Origin of the sequence: Limnohabitans sp. B9-3, assembly GCF_002778325.1 — a bacterium.
Classification (GTDB): domain Bacteria; phylum Pseudomonadota; class Gammaproteobacteria; order Burkholderiales; family Burkholderiaceae_C; genus Limnohabitans; species Limnohabitans kasalickyi.
Genome location: NZ_NESI01000007.1, coordinates 165,868 through 186,616 on the forward strand (window position 1 = coordinate 165,868; position 20,749 = coordinate 186,616).

20 protein-coding genes are annotated in these 20,749 nt (G+C 59.7%); 8 read left to right on the plus strand and 12 right to left on the minus strand.

Annotated features, from left to right (window positions below; all coding sequences use genetic code 11):
• Positions 1-8: 8 nt before the first annotated feature.
• On the plus strand, positions 9-1,211 hold the full coding sequence (locus B9Z42_RS11945; RefSeq protein ID WP_100133619.1) for an HlyD family type I secretion periplasmic adaptor subunit: 1,203 nt from the start codon (positions 9-11) through the stop codon (positions 1,209-1,211).
• A gap of 45 nt (positions 1,212-1,256) precedes the next feature.
• On the opposite strand, the gene B9Z42_RS11950 is transcribed toward B9Z42_RS11945, so the two are convergent.
• On the minus strand, positions 1,257-1,517 hold the full coding sequence (locus tag B9Z42_RS11950; RefSeq protein ID WP_233203632.1) for a DNA-binding transcriptional regulator: 261 nt from the start codon (positions 1,515-1,517) through the stop codon (positions 1,257-1,259).
• Positions 1,518-1,572: 55 nt separating this feature from the next.
• Complete coding sequence (locus B9Z42_RS11955; RefSeq protein ID WP_100133621.1) at positions 1,573-1,866, minus strand: BrnT family toxin; 294 nt, start codon at positions 1,864-1,866, stop codon at positions 1,573-1,575.
• A 136-nt stretch (positions 1,867-2,002) separates the two neighbouring features.
• On the opposite strand from B9Z42_RS11955, the gene B9Z42_RS11960 reads away from it, so the two are divergent.
• The gene (locus B9Z42_RS11960; protein ID WP_100133622.1) at positions 2,003-2,470 is read left to right on the plus strand and encodes a DUF3237 domain-containing protein; all 468 of its coding nucleotides are present in this window, start codon (positions 2,003-2,005) and stop codon (positions 2,468-2,470) included.
• Between the two features lie 88 nt (positions 2,471-2,558).
• On the opposite strand, the gene B9Z42_RS11965 is transcribed toward B9Z42_RS11960, so the two are convergent.
• From B9Z42_RS11965 to B9Z42_RS11985, 5 genes are all read right to left on the minus strand, one after another.
• Positions 2,559-3,863, minus strand: coding sequence for a TRAP transporter large permease (locus tag B9Z42_RS11965; RefSeq protein WP_233203633.1), 1,305 nt, complete (start codon positions 3,861-3,863; stop codon positions 2,559-2,561).
• 3 nt (positions 3,864-3,866) lie between these two features.
• Positions 3,867-4,397 carry a TRAP transporter small permease gene (locus B9Z42_RS11970; protein ID WP_100133623.1) on the minus strand — a complete coding sequence of 177 codons (531 nt, stop codon included), beginning with the start codon at positions 4,395-4,397 and terminating at the stop codon, positions 3,867-3,869.
• A gap of 7 nt (positions 4,398-4,404) precedes the next feature.
• Positions 4,405-5,430: a TRAP transporter substrate-binding protein gene (locus B9Z42_RS11975; RefSeq protein ID WP_100133624.1), complete on the minus strand. Its 1,026-nt coding sequence runs from the start codon at positions 5,428-5,430 to the stop codon at positions 4,405-4,407.
• A gap of 129 nt (positions 5,431-5,559) precedes the next feature.
• Positions 5,560-7,191, minus strand: coding sequence for an indolepyruvate oxidoreductase subunit beta family protein (locus B9Z42_RS11980; RefSeq protein ID WP_100133625.1), 1,632 nt, complete (start codon positions 7,189-7,191; stop codon positions 5,560-5,562).
• 19 nt (positions 7,192-7,210) lie between these two features.
• Positions 7,211-9,433: an indolepyruvate ferredoxin oxidoreductase subunit alpha gene (locus B9Z42_RS11985; protein WP_100133690.1), complete on the minus strand. Its 2,223-nt coding sequence runs from the start codon at positions 9,431-9,433 to the stop codon at positions 7,211-7,213.
• An 83-nt stretch (positions 9,434-9,516) separates the two neighbouring features.
• On the opposite strand from B9Z42_RS11985, the gene B9Z42_RS11990 reads away from it, so the two are divergent.
• From B9Z42_RS11990 to B9Z42_RS12000, 3 genes are all read left to right on the plus strand, one after another.
• Entirely contained in the window at positions 9,517-10,461 is a 945-nt protein-coding gene (locus B9Z42_RS11990; RefSeq protein ID WP_199172048.1) for a LysR family transcriptional regulator, read from the plus strand.
• Between the two features lie 95 nt (positions 10,462-10,556).
• Positions 10,557-11,753 (plus strand): acyl-CoA dehydrogenase, encoded by a 1,197-nt coding sequence (locus tag B9Z42_RS11995; RefSeq protein WP_100133627.1) that lies wholly within the window; start codon positions 10,557-10,559, stop codon positions 11,751-11,753.
• A gap of 124 nt (positions 11,754-11,877) precedes the next feature.
• Complete coding sequence (locus B9Z42_RS12000; RefSeq protein ID WP_100133628.1) at positions 11,878-12,897, plus strand: tripartite tricarboxylate transporter substrate binding protein; 1,020 nt, start codon at positions 11,878-11,880, stop codon at positions 12,895-12,897.
• Here B9Z42_RS12000 and B9Z42_RS12005 read toward each other — a convergent pair whose 3' ends face one another.
• Entirely contained in the window at positions 12,898-13,794 is an 897-nt protein-coding gene (locus tag B9Z42_RS12005; RefSeq protein WP_100133629.1) for a DMT family transporter, read from the minus strand.
• Positions 13,795-13,867: 73 nt separating this feature from the next.
• Between B9Z42_RS12005 and B9Z42_RS12010 the strand changes: the two genes are divergently transcribed.
• Complete coding sequence (locus B9Z42_RS12010) at positions 13,868-15,436, plus strand: alkaline phosphatase (RefSeq protein ID WP_100133630.1); 1,569 nt, start codon at positions 13,868-13,870, stop codon at positions 15,434-15,436.
• Here B9Z42_RS12010 and purT read toward each other — a convergent pair.
• Positions 15,433-16,569, minus strand: a complete 1,137-nt coding sequence (gene purT / locus B9Z42_RS12015) for a formate-dependent phosphoribosylglycinamide formyltransferase (protein ID WP_100133631.1) — start codon at positions 16,567-16,569, stop codon at positions 15,433-15,435. The two genes, B9Z42_RS12010 and purT, sit on opposite strands and share 4 nt — an antisense overlap.
• A 117-nt stretch (positions 16,570-16,686) precedes the next feature.
• Here purT and B9Z42_RS12020 point away from each other — a divergent pair, with 117 nt between their 5' ends.
• On the plus strand, positions 16,687-16,998 hold the full coding sequence (locus tag B9Z42_RS12020; protein WP_233203634.1) for a hypothetical protein: 312 nt from the start codon (positions 16,687-16,689) through the stop codon (positions 16,996-16,998).
• Positions 16,985-17,257, plus strand: coding sequence for a hypothetical protein (locus B9Z42_RS12025; RefSeq protein WP_100133633.1), 273 nt, complete (start codon positions 16,985-16,987; stop codon positions 17,255-17,257). Before B9Z42_RS12020 ends, B9Z42_RS12025 begins: the two co-directional genes overlap by 14 nt.
• 6 nt (positions 17,258-17,263) lie before the next feature.
• Here B9Z42_RS12025 and B9Z42_RS12030 read toward each other — a convergent pair whose 3' ends face one another.
• From B9Z42_RS12030 to B9Z42_RS12040, 3 genes are read right to left on the minus strand one after another with little or no spacing between them, the layout of a single operon-like run.
• Positions 17,264-17,971: an ABC transporter ATP-binding protein gene (locus B9Z42_RS12030; RefSeq protein WP_100133634.1), complete on the minus strand. Its 708-nt coding sequence runs from the start codon at positions 17,969-17,971 to the stop codon at positions 17,264-17,266.
• Entirely contained in the window at positions 17,968-18,810 is an 843-nt protein-coding gene (locus B9Z42_RS12035; protein WP_100133635.1) for an ABC transporter ATP-binding protein, read from the minus strand. The genes B9Z42_RS12030 and B9Z42_RS12035 overlap by 4 nt, the downstream gene beginning before the upstream one ends.
• Positions 18,800-20,728, minus strand: coding sequence for an ABC transporter permease (locus tag B9Z42_RS12040; RefSeq protein WP_100133636.1), 1,929 nt, complete (start codon positions 20,726-20,728; stop codon positions 18,800-18,802). The genes B9Z42_RS12035 and B9Z42_RS12040 overlap by 11 nt, the downstream gene beginning before the upstream one ends.
• Between the last annotated feature and the right edge of the window lie 21 nt (positions 20,729-20,749).

A 20,749-nucleotide genomic window follows, 5' to 3' on the forward strand; every position in this document is an offset into this window, starting at 1 on the left:
GTTCTGACATGAGAAGCAAACAATTCGGAATCAGCACCGTCGAGGACGACGAGCGCGAAGCCAGTCGAATCTTGGTATGGGCAACGGCGGCCACCTTGGTGGCGGCCTTGCTTTGGGCTGGCTATTTCAGCTTGGATGAGATCACCCGCGGGCAAGGCAAGGTCATCCCTTCCAGCCGAGAACAAGTGATTCAAAGCTTGGACTCTGGCGTGTTGCGCGAAATGCTGGTGCGTGAGGGCGATGTGGTCGCCAAAGACCAAGTGCTGTTGCAAATGGATGACACCCGTTCTGGCGCGGGCTATCGGGAGGCGAACGAAAAGTACCTGTCGTTGCTGGCCATTGCCGCGCGTTTGCGTGCCGAGGCCAACAACACAGCGCTCTCTTTCCCGCCACAGTTGCAAAATGAAAAGCAATTGGTGTTGCAAGAGACACAAGCCTACGAGGCCCGCAAACTGGCACTGTCGGAGTCTTTGGTGGCGTTGGATGCGTCGTTGTCGGCCATCACCCGCGAAATCACCATGACCGCGCCTCTGGTACAAGGCGGTGTGATGTCAGAGGTAGAGCTGTTGCGTCTCAAGCGCCAACAAGCGGATCTGTTGGGACAACGTGCCGATCGCAAAAACCGCTACCTCACCGACGCCAACAACGAGTTGACCCGTGTCTCGTCTGAGTTGTCGCAGACCAAAGAAAACGCCTCAGCGCGACAAGATGCGTTCAGGCACACCACCATCAAATCGCCCATGAAGGGCGTGGTTAAAAATGTGCAAGTCACCACTTTGGGCGGCGTCATTCAAGCGGGCCAGCCCATCTTAGAAATCGTGCCCACCGAAGACGAAATGTTGGTCGAGGCTTACGTCAAGCCATCGGAGGTGGCGTTTTTGAAAGTCGGCCAAAAAACGGTCGTGAAGCTGAGCTCGTATGACTTCAACAAATACGGCGGCTTAGACGGCGAGTTGGAGCACCTGAGCCCCGACACCCTCAAAGACGAACGTCAGCAACGTAAACCCGGTGCCAACCCCGCCGACATGGAAGAAGGTTTCTACCGCATCTTGGTGCGCATCAAAGACCCCAACCGCGTGCGCAAAGGCTTGAAACTCGAACCCACCCCCGGCATGACCGCGACCGTGGAAATCCGCACCGGCCAAAAAACCGTGTTGGAGTACCTGTTCCGGCCGCTGCAAAACGTGTCGCAGGCGTTGCGCGAGCGATGATGTTCAAAGCGCGTTTGCAGCCATTGCAAACGCGCTTTCCTGCATTCACGTCAATACGGCCAGTGTTGCTTCTGGCGCTCGGTCCAATATTTTGAGCAAGGTCTTGGCGGCACCCGTTGGGCAGCGCTTGCCTTGTTCCCAATTACGAATGGTGTCGAGCGACACGTCAATGCGCTGAGAAAACTCAAGCTGAGTCAGCCCTAAACGGCGACGTACGCGTCGGGCAAATTTGGCGGCATCACCCATGCCTTCCGCATCGTCAAGGCTTTGTTGCGCAGCGATGTCGGCGTCACGGGTGCCATCCACAAACGCTCTGCGAATTCGTCCCTTGGGAAGTGATGATGGGTTTGAAAGATCGACTTTAGTGCGTACGGTTGTCATAAGCTTTGACCTCTCGTGAGTTGGCTTTGCGAGCAGAAATGATGCGAGCACTTGTGCCCCTGAGGGCGTAAATCACAACAAAGACGCGAGTAGCGATGCGTCCATGCAACTGAAAACGTGTTTCGCCGTAACCCCACCGACGGTCAATATCGACTTGGCGTTTGGGATCTAAAAATGCATGGGTGACATACGCAAAGTCGAAACCACGTTCTGTAAAGCATGCATCACTTTTGGCATCGTCCCATTCAAATGCGGTAATGTGATGGTAGTTCATTGGCCTACTCCTGTCAAACCTTGATGGAGGCTAAAGACAGACGTGCTGAGGCGGGCGAGTCAGGCTCAATAATTTCTGTAGCGTGAGCGACTCCTCTTATGTAACGGCTGGATAAAGCGCGACTTAACATCCACCCATGAACCTACCCGCCCCCACCCTCGAACACCTGTGTGACGTCGCTGTCACGATTGACGCACCCGTTGAAGTCGGCCAAACCGCGATGGGCATGCGTCGCATGATTCCCATCACGGGTGGCACGGTGACGGGGCCGCAGATGCAGGGCCGCATCGTGCCGGGCGGAGCTGACTTTCAGTTGATAGTGGGCGACGGCACACAAGCGCATTTAGATGCACGCTACGTGCTGGAGTTGCAAGATGGCAGCCGCGTGTTTGTGCAAAACACCGCGTTGCGCGTGGCGTCTGCCGAAGACTCCGCCAAGATTCGGCGTGGCGAACCCGTGGACCCTGCGCGTGTTTACTTTCGCTGCCAACCCAAGTTTGAGGCCACCCACCCCCAATGGGCTTGGCTGGCCGAGCACCAGTTCATTGGCGTGGGTTTGCGCTTACCTGACGCAGTGCATTTGAGTTTTTACAAAGTCTGCTAACCACCGTGTCTCTCACGGTATTCGACGCATCGGAATAAAAAAGAGGCCTTGGAAAACCAAGGCCTCTTTCACATGCGTCACCGTTTCATCACAAGCGGTTAGGCAACCAAAGAGCAATGATCGGGAAAGCGATCAAGATGATGAGGCGCAAGATGTCGGTGATGACGAAAGGAATCACGCCCTTGAAGATGGTCATGAAACTCACGTCTTTCACCACACTCTTGATAACAAAGACATTCATCCCCACCGGCGGATGAATCAGCCCCAGCTCCACCGTCATCACGATGATGATGCCAAACCAAATCGGGTCGAAGCCCAGTTGCAAGATGACGGGATAGATGATGGGCACGGTCAAGATGATCATGGCCATCGCGTCCATCAAGCAGCCCAGCACCAAATACATCACCATGATCATGGCCAGCACGCCGTAGCGGCCCACGCCCAAACCGGTCAAGAACTCGGTGAGTTTTTGCGGCGTTTGGGTGATGGTTAAAAAGTAGCCAAACAGCAGCGCACCAATCAACACAGTGAACACCGCTGCCGAGGTGCGTGTGGCTGAGAGCAGCGCTTCGCGAATGCCGGCACGGTCCAACTTGCCGCGCAGCACACCCAGCAAGAACGCACCGCTGGCACCCACACCACCCGCTTCAGTGGGCGTGAAGAAGCCGCCGTACAAACCGCCGATGACGAACAAGAACAAGACCAAGGGCGCCCACACGTCTTTCAAACCGCTGAGGCGTTCAGGCAAAGACTTGCGCTCACCCGCAGGCAACCAGTCGGGGCGGAAGTACACGATCAGCATGATGGTGATGACGTACATGGTCATCGCCAACAAACCCGGCACGATGCCCGCCATGAACAGCTTGCCAATGTCTTGCTGGGTCAAGATGGCATAGACGGCCAATACGGTGGACGGTGGCAGCATGGCGCCCAAAGTGCCGCCTGCCGCAATCACGCCGGTGGCGAACGACTGGGGATAACCAAAACGGCGCATTTCAGGGTAAGCCACGGCCGAGAAGGTGGCTGCGGTCGCTACGGATGAGCCGCAGATGGCCGCAAAGCCACCGCAGGCCAACACGGTGGCTACACCCAAACCACCACGCAAGTGGCCGATGAAGGAATTGGCCGCACGGAACAGCTCGCGACTCACCCCCGACACCGACACAAACGCGCCCATTAGCATGAACATCGGAATCACCCCAAAGGTGTAATCCGTCACAGTGCGCATGGAGGTTTGGCCGATCAGCTTCAGGGCGGGGCCGGTGCCCGCGATGTAGCTGTAGCCGACCACGCCCACCAAACCCATGGCCATACCCACAGGCACGCGCAAGAGCATCAGCACAAACAACACAACAAAGCCGATCACGGCGACGGCATCGGTACTCAGTTCCATTTTTTATTCACTTGTTTTCATTTCAGGGTGGTCTTCCAAAGCCTCGGGCTGGAAGATCAGTCGCCAAGTCCGGATGCCAATCAACAACACCGCACACACATCACCCATCCACGCCACGGCGAAGAAGGGCCACGTGGGCAAGTTCAAGTCGTAGGTCAGCACGTTGTCGATGTAAGTCATACTGACCTTGTCGAACAGCATGATGGTTTGCACCGTCACCACAAACAGCAGCACCAGAGTGGCAAACACGTCGATGTATCGGCGCATCCGCGGGCTGGCCGAGGTCCAGAGTAAATCCACAGTGATGTGGCTGCCGCGATAACTGGTGGCGGCGATGCCCCAGAAAATCAAAATGCCCAGCAGCAAACGACCGAAGTCGTAGCTGTCGGGAATCGAGGTGTCAAAGAACTTGCGCAGCACCACCGAGATGAAGATGTTGGCTGCAACGATGCCGACAAAGAGCGCAGCCATCCATTCGATGCCATCGATGATGCGGTCGAATGGATTTTTGCGAGGCGCAGATTCAGTGCTCATGCCGCCCTCACATGCCCGACTTGTACTTGGCCAGCGATTGCTTGAAGGCGCTCATCACAGCGGCAGGGTCTTCGCCTTTTTTCTTCACGTCTGCGGCCCATTGCACTTCGACAGGGGCCACGGCTTGCTTCCAAGCGTTGAGTTGGTCGGGTGTGAGTTTGTAAACCTCGCGGCTAGGGTCGGCCGCCAATTTGGTGTGGCCGGAGATTTCAAAGTCTGCCCACGCAGTGCCCACTTTTTCGGCCCACTCGCTGTTGCAATGGCCGTCGACGGCTTTCTTTTGGTTGGCCGACAAGGCGGCGTATTTGTCTTTGTTCATCACCCACACAAATGGCGTGGCGTAGAAAGGCACATCCATGTGGTACTTCACCACTTTGTCGATGCCAAACAAGGTCATCGAACCCCAAGGGAAGGTGATGGCCTCGGCCACGCCGCGCTCCAGCATGTCGCGCGATTCTGGGGCCGACGCTTGCACGTTGGTGCCACCCAGCATGGTGATGACTTGACCCACCGTGGCGGTGGCTGGGCGCACTTTCATGCCCTTGATGTCGGTGGGCAAGACAATTTTCTTGCGTGAGTGGAAGGCACCGGGGTCGTGTGCGAAGGCGAAGCAAAAGTGCACATCTTTCATTTCTTTGGCCGCGTAGTTGCGGTACCACGCGTCAATGGCGGCAGAGCCGGCCTTGGCATTGGTGATCATGAAGGGCAACGACGCTGCTGCAAAGATGGGGAAGCGGCCAGGCTGGTAGCCAGGGTTGACGTATGAGAAATCAGAAATGCCGTCGCGTGCCATGTCGTAGTGGTCAAACGCTTTGCCCAGTTGTTCCGAGGGGAACAGGGTGGCGCTGATCGTGCCGCCCGAGGCGGCTTTCAAGCTTTCGCCCCAAGCTTGTAAAGCAGGGTTGAGGGCATGCTGTGCAGGCACCCAGCTGGCCATTTTGACCATGACCGGTTTGTCTTGCGCGTGAGCTGCACCAAAGGTGAGGGCGGCGATGGCGGTGGCGGCCAGAGTGCGTGAGAGTTTGACTTGCATGGGTTCCTCGCAAAAGAAGTGGACGAAAGTTAAGGGATACAAAGCTCGAAAAAAAGCCTTTTTGAGGCAGCTTGAAAGTTATAAGTTGTAATCGTTTTGAGTGGCAGTTTCTACAGGTGTTTCCCCGTGTCACCGAGGTGGCACAGGGGGAACATGGGCGCTTGGACGGACGCGTGGCATCCAGCGTATGGGTTGTGCTTTGACTTCGCGCGCGGGCGCACCGTGTGCGCGCAGCGTTTGGTCTAAGGCGATGCCGGCTTCGTCGCGCAACGCGGCTTCGCGGGCTTGGTCAATCGCGTGGGCGCGCTCGGCGGCGCTGTCAAACGCAGCGCCTTGCGCCAAGTGACGCAAGATGTGCAGCAGGTTGTCGCGCCCGCGGTCGTGGGTGCCGCCGTAGCCTTTGATGAGCCGTCCGCATTGGGCCAGCGACAGGCCCAATGCCGAGCTTTGCGCGCTGGCGTGGGTCACGGCGTTCAGCCATTCGTCGATCAAGGCTTGTTCTTCGGCGTAGCGGTGGCCCCGTACGCGCAGCCAAGTCAGGCTGGCCAGCAAGCGCAGCATCACCATGCCAAACACGCTGTGTGTGCCCACTTTGATGGGGAACGCCAAGGGCTGCTTGCCGCGCACGACGCGGGCGTTGTCCCAGCGCGTGAGCGTTAAGGCCAAGGGCTTGGGCAGCAGCGCTGCAAATTCGGGAATGCCGGGTTTGAAGTGGTCAAACAGCTTCACCACATCGTCGTCTTTGGCTTTGACCTCGCCGCGCACACGGGCCCAACGGCTGGCGCGGCTTTTGAGATCGGAGACCCGCACGATGTCGTCAAACGCCATCCACAAGGCCAGCCAGCGGGCGGTTTCTTGGGTGACGGCCGATTGGCCGGTGGGCTCGGTGGCCAGCACGGTGCGCAGGCGCTGCACGTACAGGTCCACATAGGCAGCGCCTTGGTAGTCCATGAGCCGGTCCACGCCCAAGGCCAGCATCTCGTGGGTGGCGGCGGGGAACTGACTGGCCAGGCTGCTCGGCAACTCGGGGGCTGCGTTGGCGAGGGCTGATGTGGCCTTGCCTGCTGCGTTGATTTTTGGTGCTAACACTGCATCCACGTAACGCGATTGTGTTTTTTGGTTTTCTACCGCGTCCCATGCCAAAGCAAAGCCGCGCAAGCTGGCGCGTTGGCTGGCGTTGAGTTGGTCGGTGGGTTTGCCGTTGGCAACGGCGGCTTCGTAGTCGGCACGTTGCAGCGGCAGCACACCGCTGGCCGCGATGCTGCCCAGCATCACGGCGCTGACCACCGTGCCTGCGTCGCGGGTGAGGCTGGCCATGTCCAGCACATGGCTGGCGCGGCTGTGTTGTTGCAGCAGTTGCACCAGCGCGGCGTCGTCCAAGCGGCCGTCACCCATTTGCATTTTTTCTTGTGTGGTCAAGGTACGGTTGCTCGCGCTGATGAGCAAGGTGCGGTCGGCCGAACTCAAGCCGTTGCTGATTTGCCGTGCGGTCTCTAGCAGCTCGGACGACACCAGCAAATCAAGGCGACCTGGCAAGGGGTTGAGGCCAAAGACGGGTTTGCGTCCGCCCAGCTCACGGCTGTGGGTGGGGAACACTTCGAGGTAATACGTGGTGGCGCCTGTGCGCTGCGCCACGCCGGGGATGGAGGTGGCTTGCGCGGGGTAGCCCGCGTGACGCGCGGCATCGATCAGCCAATCGGCCAACACGCCGCCGCCCTCGCCGCCTAAGGCGCACAACAAAATAGAAATGGGTTGGGTCATGGCAAATCTTGAAGGGTCTTTAAGCCGGTTGAAGCACGCGCACCACTTGGCCGCGCACCGAGGCCATGAAGCGTTCCCACAGCGACGCGTTTTGCACCACTTCTGCGCGGTAGAACGAGGGGCACAGCGTGGCCGCATGGGCGTTTTCGCCGCACAAGCCACAGCCCACGCAGCCGTCGATCACGGTGGCGACGGGGTCGACCTTGAGCGGATCGGGGTTGTCTTTGAGGGTCAGCGTGGGGCAGCCCGACAAGCGGATGCAGGCGTGGTCGCCGTTGCACACGTCTTCGTCCACACCGTATTTCACGCGTTGCACGCGCTCGCCTTTTTTGAGCAAGCTGGCAATCCACGGCTTGATGCGACGCTGGCGCTCCAGCTGGCATTCGCCCTCGGCGATGATGACTTTGAGGCCTTGAAAATCGGAGGTAAAGGCGTCGACCAAGGTCTCGCGCACTTTGGCCACTTCGTAGGTGTGCACCGTGCGCATCCACTTCACGCCCAAGCCTTGCAGCGTGCGCTCAATGGTTTGGTTGGTGTGGGCCAAGCTTTGCCATTTGTCGGCCGCGGCGAGTTTAGCTGCGTCATCGGGGGTGGAGATGATGTCTTGGGTGCCCGTGGCCGAGGTGTAACCGTTTTTGAAAATCAGCAGCACCGCGTCGTCACCGTTGAACAGCGCGCTTTGCACGCCGGTCAGCAAACCGTTGTGCCAAAACCCACCGTCGCCCATGATGGACAACACCCGCCGTTGCATGGCGGGCGAGACACCTGCGCGGCTGGCCAAGCTCATGCCGTAGCCCAAGATCGTGTGGCCGGTAGAGAAGGGCTCAAACGTGCCCAGCGCGTGGCAGCCAATGTCGGCGGCCACATGCACCGCGCCAATGTCTTGCTGCGCGAGTTTGATCGCCGAGAACACGGGCCGCTCGGGGCAGCCCACGCAAAAACCGGGCGGGCGCGCTGGCAGGGTTTGGCCCTTGTCGCTCAAGGTTTGGGTGACGGCGGTGCGGCGGTCACGGTTACCTTGCAGCCATTGCTGCACGCCGGAGGTGGCGGTGGCCGTGGTGTTTGCTGCGCTGGCTACCGAGGCATTGGGCGCCGAGCCATCACTTGCCGCTGCGGCCAAATACTGGTTCACAAACTGCAACAAGCCCTGCGCCATCACCTCGGCGGTGTACTCGCCGCCTTGGGGCAACCAGTCTTTGCCGTGCAAGGGCGTGGGCAGGTCGCGGCGGCGCAGCAGGGTGGCAATTTCTTGCTCGATGTACTCAGGTTGGCCTTCTTCCATCACCAACACGCCGCGTTTGCCAATGCAGAAGTTGGCAATTTGGTCGGGCACCAAGGGGCAGGTGACGTTGAGCACCAGTAGCGGAATTTTGGATTCGCCAAACGCGTCGGCCAAGCCGAACTGTTGTAGCGCACGAATCAGCGTGTTGTAGAGACCCCCTTGCACGATGATGCCGAGGTCGGCGTGCTCACCGTCAAAGTGCTCGTTCAACCCATGCGCTTCGATGTAGGCGCGTGCCGCGGGAATGCGCTCTTGGTGCTTGAGCTTTTCGTGGCCAAAGGTGACGGGCGGGTGGGCGAGTCGGCTGTAGTCAAACTTGGCCGGCTCGTTCATCAGATGCAGCGCTGAGATTGCTGGCGCTTGGTTGTCCTTGGCCACAAAGCTGCCACGCACATGGCAGGCGCGGATGCGCAGCTCCATCAAGGCGGGCATGTTGGACGCTTCGGACAGGCGAAACCCGTGCTCCACCATGTCCACCATGCGGCTCAGGTCGGGGCGGGGGTCGAGCAGCAACATGCCCGACTTCAGCGCATAAGCATGGGTGCGTTCTTGGATGACCGAGGCGCCCTCGCCGTAGTCTTCACCCACCACCACCAGCACGCCGCCTTTGACCCCAGGCGACGACAAATTGCTCAGCGCATCGGCCGCCACGTTGGTGCCGACGATGGACTTCCAGGTCACCGCGCCGCGCAAGGGGTAATGGATGGAGGCGCCCAGCATGGCCGCCGCCGAGGCTTCGTTGGCGCAGGCTTCGACGTGCACGCCCAGCTCTTGCATGTAGTCTTTGCCTTGCACCATCACGTCGAGCAAGTGCGACACCGGCGCGCCTTGGTAGCCGCCCACGTAGGCCACGCCCGACTGCAGCAAGGCCTTGGTGATGGCCAAAATGCCCTCGCCGTGAAACGTTTCGCCCGCGCCCATGCGCAGCATTTCCACTTCTTGGCTGAATGAAACTTCCACGGTGTGTCTCCTGTTATGACGCCAGTGTGCGTGGGCTTGGGTCATTCATCCATACAATGAAGTGACTAAGCATTATTAGTTTTATGCATATTAAAGACGTCGACCTCAACCTGCTGCGCCTGTTCGATGCGGTGTACCGCACCCGCAGCGTGAGCCGTGCCGCGCAAACCTTGGGCTTGACGCAGCCCGCTGCCAGCCAAGGGTTGACGCGTTTGCGCCTGCTCATCCAAGACCCGCTGTTCACCCGCGCCCCCGGCGGCGTGCAGCCAACGGCCAAGGCCGATCGCTTGTCGGCGGCGGTGGCCTCGGCCTTGACCACCTTGGAGCTGGCGCTCAACGAATCGGCCTCGTTTGAGCCGGCGGTGTCGGCTCAAACCTTTCGGTTGCATCTGAGCGACATTGGCGAAGCGCGGTTCTTGCCCGCCTTGATTTCGGCGGTCCGTCGCCAAGCGCCCAACATAAGGGTGGAGTCAGCGCCCTTGCCGCATGACGACATCGCCGCAGCCCTCAACAGTGGGCGTTTGGATGTGGCGATTGGCTTTTTGCCTACCGTCCAAGGCACACGCCAACACGCTTTGCTGCAAGACCGCTACATCGTGTTGCTGCGCAAAGACCACCCGTGGCTGAGCGCCTCAGACGCGCCGCCCACTGCGACGGGGGCGCCCATCACGCCCCTCTCGCGTTTGCGCCAACTCGACTACGCCGCCGTGCGCTCGCACGCCGAAACCTTGCATATCCTGCAATTGCTGCAACTCGAAGACCGGCTGCGCCTCACCGCTGCCCACTTTTTGGCCCTGCCCGACATCGTGCGCGACACCGATTTGGCCGTGCTCATGCCCCGCAACATCGCCCAAGGCTTTGCGCAAAGTGGCGACTATGTCGTGGTCGAGCCTCAATTGCCTCTGAGTGATTTCACGGTTTCGCTGCATTGGAGCGCGCGCTTCGAGAACGATCCCGCCAACCGTTGGCTAAGGGCGTGGGTCACCCGCCTGTTTGACGCGACGCTGGAACGCTCGACCGCGTTGTAGCCTTGGCGACGCTAGGGTGTTTCCCTAGAAAGGCAAGGACGTTGGGGCCGCATTAACATGCAGGCCAACTGCAATTGACCTTTAGGAGTTCTCTCATGGCCCACGCCGCATTCAACTGGCAAGACCCGTTTTTGCTCGACCAGCAACTGACCGACGAAGAGCGCATGATCCGCGAAGCCGCGGCCGCTTATTGCCAAGACAAGCTGCAACCCCGTGTGCTGAACGCGTTTCGCAACGAAAAAACCGACATCGAGATCTTCCGCGAGATGGGCGAGTTGGGCTTGTTGGGCCCCACCATTCCCACCGAGTACGGCGGCCCTGGCCTGAATTACGTGGCTTACGGCCTGATTGCCCGCGAAGTCGAGCGCGTCGATTCGGGCTACCGCTCGATGATGAGCGTGCAGTCGTCACTGGTGATGGTGCCGATCAACGACTTTGGCACCGAAGAGCAAAAACACCGCTTCTTGCCCAAGCTCGCCACCGGCGAGTGGATCGGCTGCTTCGGCCTGACCGAACCCGACCACGGCTCTGACCCTGCCAACATGGCCACACGCGCCCAAAAGGTGGCCGGCGGCTACATGCTCAAGGGCAGCAAGATGTGGATCTCCAACAGCCCCATCGCCGATGTGTTTGTGGTGTGGGCCAAAGAAGTGAGCGAAGGCGGCCAAGTGGGCCCCATCCGCGGCTTCATTTTGGAAAAAGGCATGAAGGGCTTGAGCGCCCCCGCCATTCACGGCAAAGTGGGCTTGCGCGCATCGATCACCGGCGAAATCGTGATGGACGGCGTGTTTGTGCCCGAAGACAACGCCTTCCCCGAAGTGCAAGGCTTGAAAGGCCCGTTCACTTGTTTGAACAGCGCCCGCTACGGCATCGCCTGGGGCGCTTTGGGTGCCGCTGAAGACTGCTGGCACCGCGCCCGCCAGTACACGCTGGACCGCCAACAATTCGGCCGCCCTCTCGCTGCCAACCAACTCATTCAAAAGAAGTTGGCCGACATGCAAACCGAGATTTCGCTGGGTCTGCAAGGCTGCTTGCGCTTGGGTCGCATGAAAGACGAAGGCACCGCCAGCGTCGAGATCACCTCCATCTTGAAGCGCAACTCCTGCGGCAAGGCGCTGGACATTGCCCGTATGGCCCGCGACATGATGGGCGGCAACGGCATCAGCGATGAGTACGGTGTGGCGCGTCATTTGGTCAACCTCGAAGTGGTCAACACCTACGAAGGCACACACGACATTCATGCCCTCATCTTGGGCCGTGCACAAACGGGCATTGCTGCTTTCGCCAACTGAGTGAGCACTTCACGTGAGTTGACACTCACGTGACCCGAATGCGGCGCGAGTGGGTGTTCTCACTAGGTGTGTTTAGCCGCAAATCGATTAATGTGTGGCTTTAGAGATTTTCTGGAGCCACACCTTGACCGACACATCTAAACCCAAAGCCTCGCTTGATCTGACACGTCGCCAAACGCTGCAAGGCCTTGCCGGTTCTTTGGCCAGCTTCGCAGCGCCTGCGTTCGTCAGCAGCGCGGCTCTGGCGCAAGACAAGTTCCCCAACAAACCCATCACCCTCATCGTGCCTTGGACGCCTGCCGGCCCCAGCGACGCGGTGTTGCGTGCGTTTGCCGAGAGCGCTAGTCGCATCTTGGGCGTGTCGGTGATTTGCGAAAACAAACCCGGCGCAGGCGGTGCTTTGGGCGCAGCGGCCATGATGAGTGCGCGCCCCGATGGCTACACGCTGACGCAATTGCCTTTGGGCATTTACCGCCAGCCGCACATGCAAAAAACCACGTATGACCCGATCAAAGACATCACGCACATCGCGTGCTTGACGGGCTACACCTTCTGCATCGCCGCGTCGCTGGACGCACCGTTCAAGACGCTCAAAGAAATGGTGGCCTACGCCAAAGCCAACCCCGGCAAGCTGGAGTACGGTCACACCGGCACGGGCACCACGCCGCATTTGGCGATTGAAGACTTCAGCCAAAAAGCGGGCATCGAGCTCAACCCCATTGCCTACAAAGGCGCCTCTGAAATCGTGCAGTCCATCTTGGGCGGTCACATTCGCATGGCCAGCAGCACCACCGAGATCATTCCCTTGGTCAAAGACGGCAAGCTGCGCCTGTTGGCAACCTTGGGCAGCAAGCGCACCAAAGCGTTTCCCGATGTCGCCACTGTCAAAGAAAACGGCTGGGACACCATTTCTGAATCGCCCTTTGGCATCGGCGGCCCCAAGGGCATGGACCCAGCCGTGGTGCGGGTGCTCAACGACACGTTCAAGAAAACCTTGGACGACCCCAAAGTCATCGAAACCTTGGACAAGTTCTACCAGCCTGTGATTTACATGAACAGCGAGGACTACACCAAGTACGCCATCCGCACGTTCGAGGCCGAAAAGTCCACGGTTGAGCGTTTGGGGTTGGCGAAAAAGGCCTGATCAGGCCTTTTTGTTCACCAACACGATGCCCGCCGCCACGGCCACCAAGGCGGCCAGCGTGAGGGCGGACACCGTTTCGCCCAACCACAGCGCGCCAAACACCATGGCAAACACAGGCGTCAAAAACACGAACGAGCCCAGGCGCGTGGCGGGGTAGTGGCGCAGCAGCCACATCCAGACCAAGTAGCTGGCAAACGCGCCCGCCACGGTTTGAATGGCCAGCGAGCCCCATGCAAAGGCGCTCAGGTTGAATTGCCACACCTCGCCCAATGACGACGATGCAAAAGGCAGTAAGACCGTGCTCATGGCCACTTGGTAGTACAGCAGCTTTTCAGGGCTGATGCTGGCCAGCCGCGTGGTGCGAATCACCACCGTGGTCAAGGCCCACAGCACGCCTGAGGCCAAAGCCAAAGCATCGCCCAAGCCAATGACACCCGTGGCGTTGTTGACCTGCAAGCCGTCTTGCAAGGCAAACGCCACGGCGGCGAATGCCAGCCCCAAGCCCGTCCATTGCACGGCCCGCAGACGCTCTGTCGGCACAAACAGGGGCAGCAGCAGCGACACCCAAAACGGTGAGGTGTACAAAAACAGCGTCAAGCGCGAGGCCGTGGTGTGTTGCAAGCCCACATAAATGCACACAAACTCCCCGCAAAACAACACGCCTGCCAGCAGCCCGGCCAGCAGCGTGCCATCACGCTCAAACAGCGCTACGCCGCGGTAGCGGCACCACATCCACAACAGCACCGTGGCGCCCATGAACCGAATGGCAGCTTGGAGCAAGGGCGCAACTTCGGGCAGCGTGGCTTTGACCAGCACTTGCTGAAAGCCCCAAAACAGGCAGCAGACCACCAGCAGCACAATGGCCAGGGCATCCAAATGGTCGCGACGTTGGGGCATAGGGGTCCTTCGAGTGTTCAGCTTTGAACTTAACATGCCGCATGTGTTTCCTGGCTGACAAGATCTATTTTTCATGAACCGACGCGACTTCAACCTTCACCTGCAACGCACCGCCATGGCGTTGGCCATGGCACCTTGGCTGACCCCCCTTGCAGCTCAGCCAAGCGACCCGACGCGTCGCTGGCGTGCCAACCCTTTCTCGTTGGGTGTGGCCAGCGGTCGACCCCGGCCCGACAGCGTGGTGCTCTGGACGCGATTGGTCATCGCTGACGACGATCGCGCCTCTAGTGCCCCTTATGCGTTGAGCGTGCAAGTGACGGTGTTTGCCGACGCAACCCTCAAACGTCGGGTACAAAAAATGGACGTGGTCACCGATGCCAGCCGAGGCCACAGCGTGCATGTGCATCTGCAAAACTTGCAGCCCGCCACCGACTATTGGTACCGATTCAGCCAAGGTGACGCCGTCAGCACTGTGGGCCACACCCGTACAGCACCTGCTGCTAACGCCGATGTGCAGCAACTGCGCATCGCTTTGGCGTCGTGCCAGCATTACGAGCATGGGCAATACATCGCGCACCAAGAAATTGCCCAGCAGTCGCTGGACTTCGTGCTGTTTGTGGGCGACTACATCTACGAAAGCACCAACCCCCAATTCATGGTGCGCCAACACAGCGGCGGCGAGCCCAAAACCTTGCCGCAATACCGCGAGCGTTACGCCCAATACAAACGCGACCCCCACCTGCAAGCCGCGCACGCCGCCCACCCGTGGGTGTTGATGTGGGACGACCACGAAGTGGTCAACGACTACGCCAACGACCAAGACCGCAACTACACCGACCCGCAACAGTTTTTGTTGCGTCGCGCCGCTGCCTACCAAGCCTACTTTGAGCACCAGCCGGTGTTGATCGGCCCCGACCCGCAGAGCCCGCAGCAAGCCTCGATGCGTTTGCACGAGCAATTCAACTGGGGCAAGCTGGCCGATCTCTGGACTCTCGACTGTCGCCAATACCGCAGCCCCCAAGCCTGCCGCGACCCCATTCGCGGCGGTGGTCGCATGGTGACGCAGTGCGACGAGCTCGACGACCCCAAGCGCAGCATGCTCGGCGCCGAGCAAGAGCGTTGGTTGGATCAAGGCTTGGCCGCCTCTAAACGCACCTGGCGTTTGCTGGCGCAAGCCACCTTGATTGCGCCCACCAGCATTCCTGCACCTGTGGGCCGCGCCTCCTATAACGACGCGTGGGATGGTTATGGCCCTGCGCGCCAACGTCTGCTGCAAAGCGTGATGGATCACAAGTTGAACAACGTGGTCACCTTGGGCGGCGACGTGCACATGAACGTGGCGTCGAACCTGCGCTTGGTGCCCAACGATCCGCAGTCGCCCATCGTGGCCAGCGAGTTTGTGACCACCTCCATCACGTCGCGTGGCATGGGCGACAAGGTGTTGGGCGTTATCAAAGCCAACAACCCCGATTTGCTGCACGCCCGCGCCGATGAGCGGGGTTACAGCTTGCTCACCGTCACGCCAAGCAGCGTGCGCTGCGATTTCAGAAGCACTGCGTTTCCTGCAGGCAAAGAGGCGGGGCTAAAGACGCAGGCGAGCTATGTGGTGCGCAGTGGCAAGGCGGGGCCAACGCCGGTTTAAACCACCACCGAAATTTTGGCCGCTGCGGCCCGAGCGCGCGCCAAGGCGTTGCCGTTCTTAGCCAGTGCCACCGCCATGCGGCGGTAGGGGCGAGTGGTCGGTTTGCCGAAGATGCGCACGTCCACATCGGGCTCGCTCAAGGCCTCGGCCACGCCGGTGTACGTGGGGTTGACGCCGTCTTGTGTGGCCAGTACCACGGCGCTGGCACCTTCGGTGCACACGATGTTGGCAATGGGCAAACCCAAAATGGCGCGGGCGTGCAAATCAAACTCGCTCAGGTTTTGGCTGATCATCGTGACCATGCCGGTGTCGTGCGGACGTGGGCTGAGCTCGCTGAAGATCACTTCGTCTTTCGTCACGAAAAACTCCACACCAAACAAGCCTGCGCCGCCTAAGTCGGCCGTCACTTTTTCAGCCATGTCTTGCGCGGCTTTAAGGTAACTCGGCAGCATGGGTTGCGGTTGCCAGCTGTATTGGTAATCGCCGCGTTCTTGCACATGGCCGATGGGCTCGCAAAACAAGGTGGGGCCCTTGCGTTGGCGGATGGTGAGCAGGGTGATTTCAAACTCAAAGTTGATGAACTCTTCGACGATCACTTTCTTGCGGTCACCGCGCATGCCCGCGCACGCGTAGTCCCAACTGGCTTGAATGTCGGCGGCGGTTTTGGCCACGCTCTGACCTTTGCCCGACGAGCTCATCACGGGTTTGATGACCACCGGGAAACCAATCGTTTGCGCCTGAGCCAACAGTTCGTCGGCCGACTCGGCGTAGTTGAACTTGGCGGTGCGCACGCCCAAACCCACCGCCACATCGCGGATGCGGTCGCGGTTCATGGTGAGGTTGGCCGCCTTCGCGCTGGGGATGACCTCAAAGCCTTCTTGCTCCACCTCTAACAACACCTCGGTGCGAATGGCTTCAATTTCCGGCACGATCAAATCGGGTTGGTGTTGTGCAATGGCTGCACGCAAAGGCGCCTCATCCAACATGCTGAACACACACGATTCGTCGGCCACTTGCATGGCGGGTGCGCCCGCATAACTGTCGCAGGCGACGACGTAGCAGCCCAAGCGCTTGGCGCTGATGACGAATTCTTTGCCCAGTTCACCTGAGCCCAAAAGTAAGATTTTTTTCATGCGTGACCCCGTGTGTGTCTAAATTTGGCGTGCTCGAATTGTCCCTGTTCGGGCACGGGTGGCGTATACAAACCTCGCACATCACGGCCTTATAGATTGATGACAAAAGGCACACGTATGCATACAATCGCTGACATGAAGCCATTTCGCTGGAACGCAGACAAAAACGAAACGCTCTTAAAAGAGCGGCATGTCTCTTTTGAAGCGATGGTGGTGGCGATAGATGCGAACGGATTGTTGGACGTGCTGGCGCATCCAAATCCAAAGAAATATCCGAACCAACAAATACTGGTGATTGCGCGAGATGGTTATGTGTATCTGGTTCCGATGGTTGAAGAGCAAGACTATTTCTTTCTCAAAACCATCATTCCCAGTCGCAAAGCAACGCGCGATTATTTAAACCCTGGAGTGCTTGATGAAAAAACTTGATGCTGACGAAGATGAAATTCTGAGTGCCTATGAAGCAGGCAAGTTGAAATCTGTTGCCAGTAAGTCGGAGCTTGCTAAGTTCAAGGCAGCAGCGCGAAGCACAGCGGTGAAGGACAAACGCGTCAACATTCGTTTGTCGTCGGTGGACTTGAGCGACATTCAAATTAAAGCGCTGGAAGAAGGCGTGCCATATCAGACGCTGATCGCCAGCGTGCTTCACAAATACGTCACAGGTCGCTTGTCAGACAAGCGAACCTGATTCAGATCACACCGGCGCGATCACACCGCGATCCAGCGCATAGCGGCGGTCGCTCACCCAGTTGGCGAAGTGGGTGTTTTGCTCGGACAGCAGCACGCTCACACCTTGGGCTTTGAGAGCCAAAATCATCTCGCCCATTTGCTCCACGATCACGGGTGCCACGCCCTCAGACGGTTCGTCGAGCAGCACCATGAGCGGGTTGCCCATGAGGGTGCGAGCCACGGTGAGCATTTGTTGCTCGCCACCGCTCATATGGCTGGCGGGGCGTTGTTGCATGTCCGCGAGATTGGGGAAGAGGGCAAATACTTGGTCGAGTGACCACTGTGGCGCGGGGCTGCCATCGGCAAAGCGGCGGGCGGCTTGTTGGCCGATGGTGAGGTTTTCCAGCACCGTCAAGTCGGTGAAGATGCGGCGGTCTTCCGGCACATAGCCCAGTCCCAAGCGTGCGGCTTGGTAAGGCTCGGTATTGGAGATGTCTTGCCCCGCAAACACCACGCGGCCCGTGCGACGTGGCATGAGGCCCATGATGGCCTTGAGCGTGCTGGACTTGCCCGCGCCGTTGCGCCCGACGAGGGCCACCACTTCGCCACGCTGGACGTGCAGTTGCGCATCGAACACGACTTGCGCAGCGCCATACCAAGCGTTGAGGCCTTGCACATCGAGCAGTGGCAACGTCGAGGCAGTCGGCGCAAAGGGTGTCGATGCTTGTTTCATGGCGCTGCGCCTGTTGTTGGGGCTGTGGCAGTTGTTGCATCAGCAGAAGCAATCGCCTGGGTCGTCTCTGAGGTCCGCGGTGCTGAGGCCTTGCCAAAGGTCTTGCCGCTGCCAAAGTACACGGCTTGCACCTGTGGGTCGGCTTGAATTTGTGTGGGTGTGCCTCCGGCAATCAGTGCCCCACGCGCCATCACCAGCACGCGGTCGGCATGCTCGAACACCACGTCCATGCTGTGTTCGGTGAAGAGCACGGCCACGCCGCGTTGGGTCACCAAGCGGCGGGTGAGGTCCATCAGCGCGTGCCGTTCGTCGGGCGCCATGCCTGCGGTGGGTTCGTCCATCAGCAACAGGCGCGGTTGGTTGGCCAGTGCCATCGCCAGCTCTAAGCGCTTTACGTCGCCGTAGGCGAGGGCGTTGCAAGGGCGTGATGCTTGGTCTTCTAAATGCACTTGGGCCAGCAAGGCCAGGGCCTCGTCGCGCCGATAGCGCGTGGCCCGTTGCCAAGGCGAAAGCGATTGGCCGTCCGCTGACAGCAGCGCCATTTGCACGTTCTCGGCCACGGTGAGCGAGCCAAACGTTTGTGCGATTTGAAAGGTGCGGCTCACGCCCATGCGCCACAAGTCATGCGGTTGGCGCCCCAGCAGCGACACGCCGTCCAAGGTGATGCCGCCGCTGTCGGGGGCGAGTTGGCCGTTGACCAAATTGAAGGTGGTAGATTTGCCTGCTCCGTTCGGGCCTATGAGCGCGAGCAGTTCGCCCGCTTGCAAATTGAACGACACATCGTTGACGGCTTGGTTGCCGCCAAAGGCTTTGTGCAGGTGACGAACTTCAAGCAACATATCGTCTCCAGGCCTTTTGTACCGACCCCGCAATGCCTTGCGGAAACACCAGCACCATCAACAACATGCTGCCGCCCAACACGGCGCGCCAATAGTCGGTGCTGCGGGCCAAGCTGTCTTGCAGCGCCGTGAAGGTCACCGCGCCGACCAAGGGGCCGACCAGCGTGTGCACGCCGCCCAAGAGCACCATCACCAAGCCATCGACCGACTTGCTCACACCCAACACATCGGGTGAGATGCTGCCTTTTGAGAACACAAACAACGCCCCCGCCAATCCCGCAAAACCAGCGGCCACCACAAAGCCTAGCCACTGCACACGCGCCACGTTTAAACCCATCGCTTCGGCGCGGCCCACCGAGTCGCGGCTGGCGCGCAGCGCGTAGCCTAGCGGCGACATCAGCACGCGGCGCAAGGCATACACGCTGGCGCTCACCAGCGCGAGGGTGAGCCAGTAATAAGAAGATTTGTCTTGCCACCATGCACTGGGCCACACGCCGGTGAGGCCGTTGCTGCCGCCCGTGAAGTCGTCCCACTGAAAACAGATGGACCACACAATTTGCGCAAACGCCAAGGTGAGCATGGCCAAGTACACGCCCGACAAGCGCACCGCAAACCACGCGATGGGCGCAGCCACCAAGGCGCTGACCAACGGGGCCAACAGCAACGCAGCTTCGGTGGTAAAGCCGGCACGCAACACCAGCAGCGCCGCTGCATACGCGCCCACGCCAAAGTAAGCCGCGTGGCCAAACGAGTGCATGCCCGCCGGCCCCATGATGAAGTGCAAGCTGGCGGCAAACAAGGCAGCCACCAGCAAGTCAATGCCCAGCACCAAGGTGTATGAGGCGTCACCAGTGACCAGCGGCAAGGCTAACAAGGCCGCACCGAGCACCAGCCACAGTCGCTGCGTGCGAGCGCCGCCCAAAGCAAACGGCGCCTCTTGTTCGGTGTTGGCACGAGGCGCGCTTTGTGGTTTACCCAACAAACCCCAAGGCCGCACCATCAACACCGCCGCCATCACCAAAAATTCGGCGACCAGTGTGAGTTTTGAAAACGCAAACGACACACCCAACATGTCGACCGTGCCCACTGCAATGCACAGCGCTTTGATTTCTGCAATCAAAAGGGCCGCGACAAACGCCCCGGGGATGGACCCCATGCCGCCCACCACGACCACCACAAACGCGTCGCCAATGGTTGCCATGTCCAGCCCCAAGTGCGCGGGCTCGCGGGGCAGTTGCAGTGCACCGCCCAAGCCTGCCAACGCGCAGCCCAGTGCAAACACGGCGGTGAACAAGTGGCGCTGGTTCACCCCCAGTGCGCCCAACATCTCGCGGTCTTGCGTGGCGGCGCGCACCAGCACACCAAATCGCGTGCGCTGCAAAGTCCACCACAGCATGGCCAACACCAGTGGGCCGATGGCGATCAACAACAAATCGTAGGTGGGGAAGCGACGGCCCAAGATATCGACCGCGCCGCTCAGACCCGGTGCGCGTGGCCCCAGCAAGTCTTCCGCGCCCCACACCCACAGCGTGCCGTCTTGGATGACCAAGACCAAGGCAAACGTCGCGAGCAGCTGAAACAATTCGGGCGCTTGGTAAATGCGGCGCAGCAGCAGCACTTCGACCAACGCACCCAATGCGCCGGTGACGAGCGCGGCGCACAGCAACAGTAAAAAGTAAGCGGCGGTTTGGCTGGCCGCATCGCCAAGCACAAGGCCCAACGCTGAAGAGACTGCTGGCGCGGCGTGCGACACCAGCGCATAAGCCACATAAACACCCAACATGAAGAACGAGCCGTGTGCAAAGTTGACGATGCGCGACACCCCAAAAATCAGCGACAGGCCTGCTGCCACTAAGAACAAAGACGACGCGCTGGCCAGCCCGTTGAGGGCCTGCACAAGAAAGCTAGCGATGTCCATGGGGTGTTTGAGGGCTCAAAT

Bases quoted from the DNA above. Each gene is read 5' to 3' on its own strand.
- B9Z42_RS11975 (WP_100133624.1), bottom strand. From the start codon at position 5,430: ATGCAAGTCAAACTCTCACGCACTCTGGCCGCCACCGCCATCGCCGCC.
- B9Z42_RS11960 (WP_100133622.1), top strand. From the start codon at position 2,003: ATGAACCTACCCGCCCCCACCCTCGAACACCTGTGTGACGTCGCTGTC.
- B9Z42_RS11995 (WP_100133627.1), top strand. From the start codon at position 10,557: ATGGCCCACGCCGCATTCAACTGGCAAGACCCGTTTTTGCTCGACCAG.
- B9Z42_RS12040 (WP_100133636.1), bottom strand. From the start codon at position 20,728: ATGGACATCGCTAGCTTTCTTGTGCAGGCCCTCAACGGGCTGGCCAGC.
- B9Z42_RS11970 (WP_100133623.1), bottom strand. From the start codon at position 4,397: ATGAGCACTGAATCTGCGCCTCGCAAAAATCCATTCGACCGCATCATC.
- B9Z42_RS12035 (WP_100133635.1), bottom strand. From the start codon at position 18,810: ATGTTGCTTGAAGTTCGTCACCTGCACAAAGCCTTTGGCGGCAACCAA.
- B9Z42_RS12020 (WP_233203634.1), top strand. From the start codon at position 16,687: ATGCATACAATCGCTGACATGAAGCCATTTCGCTGGAACGCAGACAAA.
- B9Z42_RS11955 (WP_100133621.1), bottom strand. From the start codon at position 1,866: ATGAACTACCATCACATTACCGCATTTGAATGGGACGATGCCAAAAGT.
- B9Z42_RS12030 (WP_100133634.1), bottom strand. From the start codon at position 17,971: ATGAAACAAGCATCGACACCCTTTGCGCCGACTGCCTCGACGTTGCCA.
- B9Z42_RS12025 (WP_100133633.1), top strand. From the start codon at position 16,985: ATGAAAAAACTTGATGCTGACGAAGATGAAATTCTGAGTGCCTATGAA.
- B9Z42_RS11965 (WP_233203633.1), bottom strand. From the start codon at position 3,863: ATGGAACTGAGTACCGATGCCGTCGCCGTGATCGGCTTTGTTGTGTTG.
- B9Z42_RS11945 (WP_100133619.1), top strand. From the start codon at position 9: ATGAGAAGCAAACAATTCGGAATCAGCACCGTCGAGGACGACGAGCGC.
- B9Z42_RS11990 (WP_199172048.1), top strand. From the start codon at position 9,517: ATGCATATTAAAGACGTCGACCTCAACCTGCTGCGCCTGTTCGATGCG.
- B9Z42_RS12005 (WP_100133629.1), bottom strand. From the start codon at position 13,794: ATGCCCCAACGTCGCGACCATTTGGATGCCCTGGCCATTGTGCTGCTG.
- purT (WP_100133631.1), bottom strand. From the start codon at position 16,569: ATGAAAAAAATCTTACTTTTGGGCTCAGGTGAACTGGGCAAAGAATTC.
- B9Z42_RS11980 (WP_100133625.1), bottom strand. From the start codon at position 7,191: ATGACCCAACCCATTTCTATTTTGTTGTGCGCCTTAGGCGGCGAGGGC.
- B9Z42_RS12010 (WP_100133630.1), top strand. From the start codon at position 13,868: ATGAACCGACGCGACTTCAACCTTCACCTGCAACGCACCGCCATGGCG.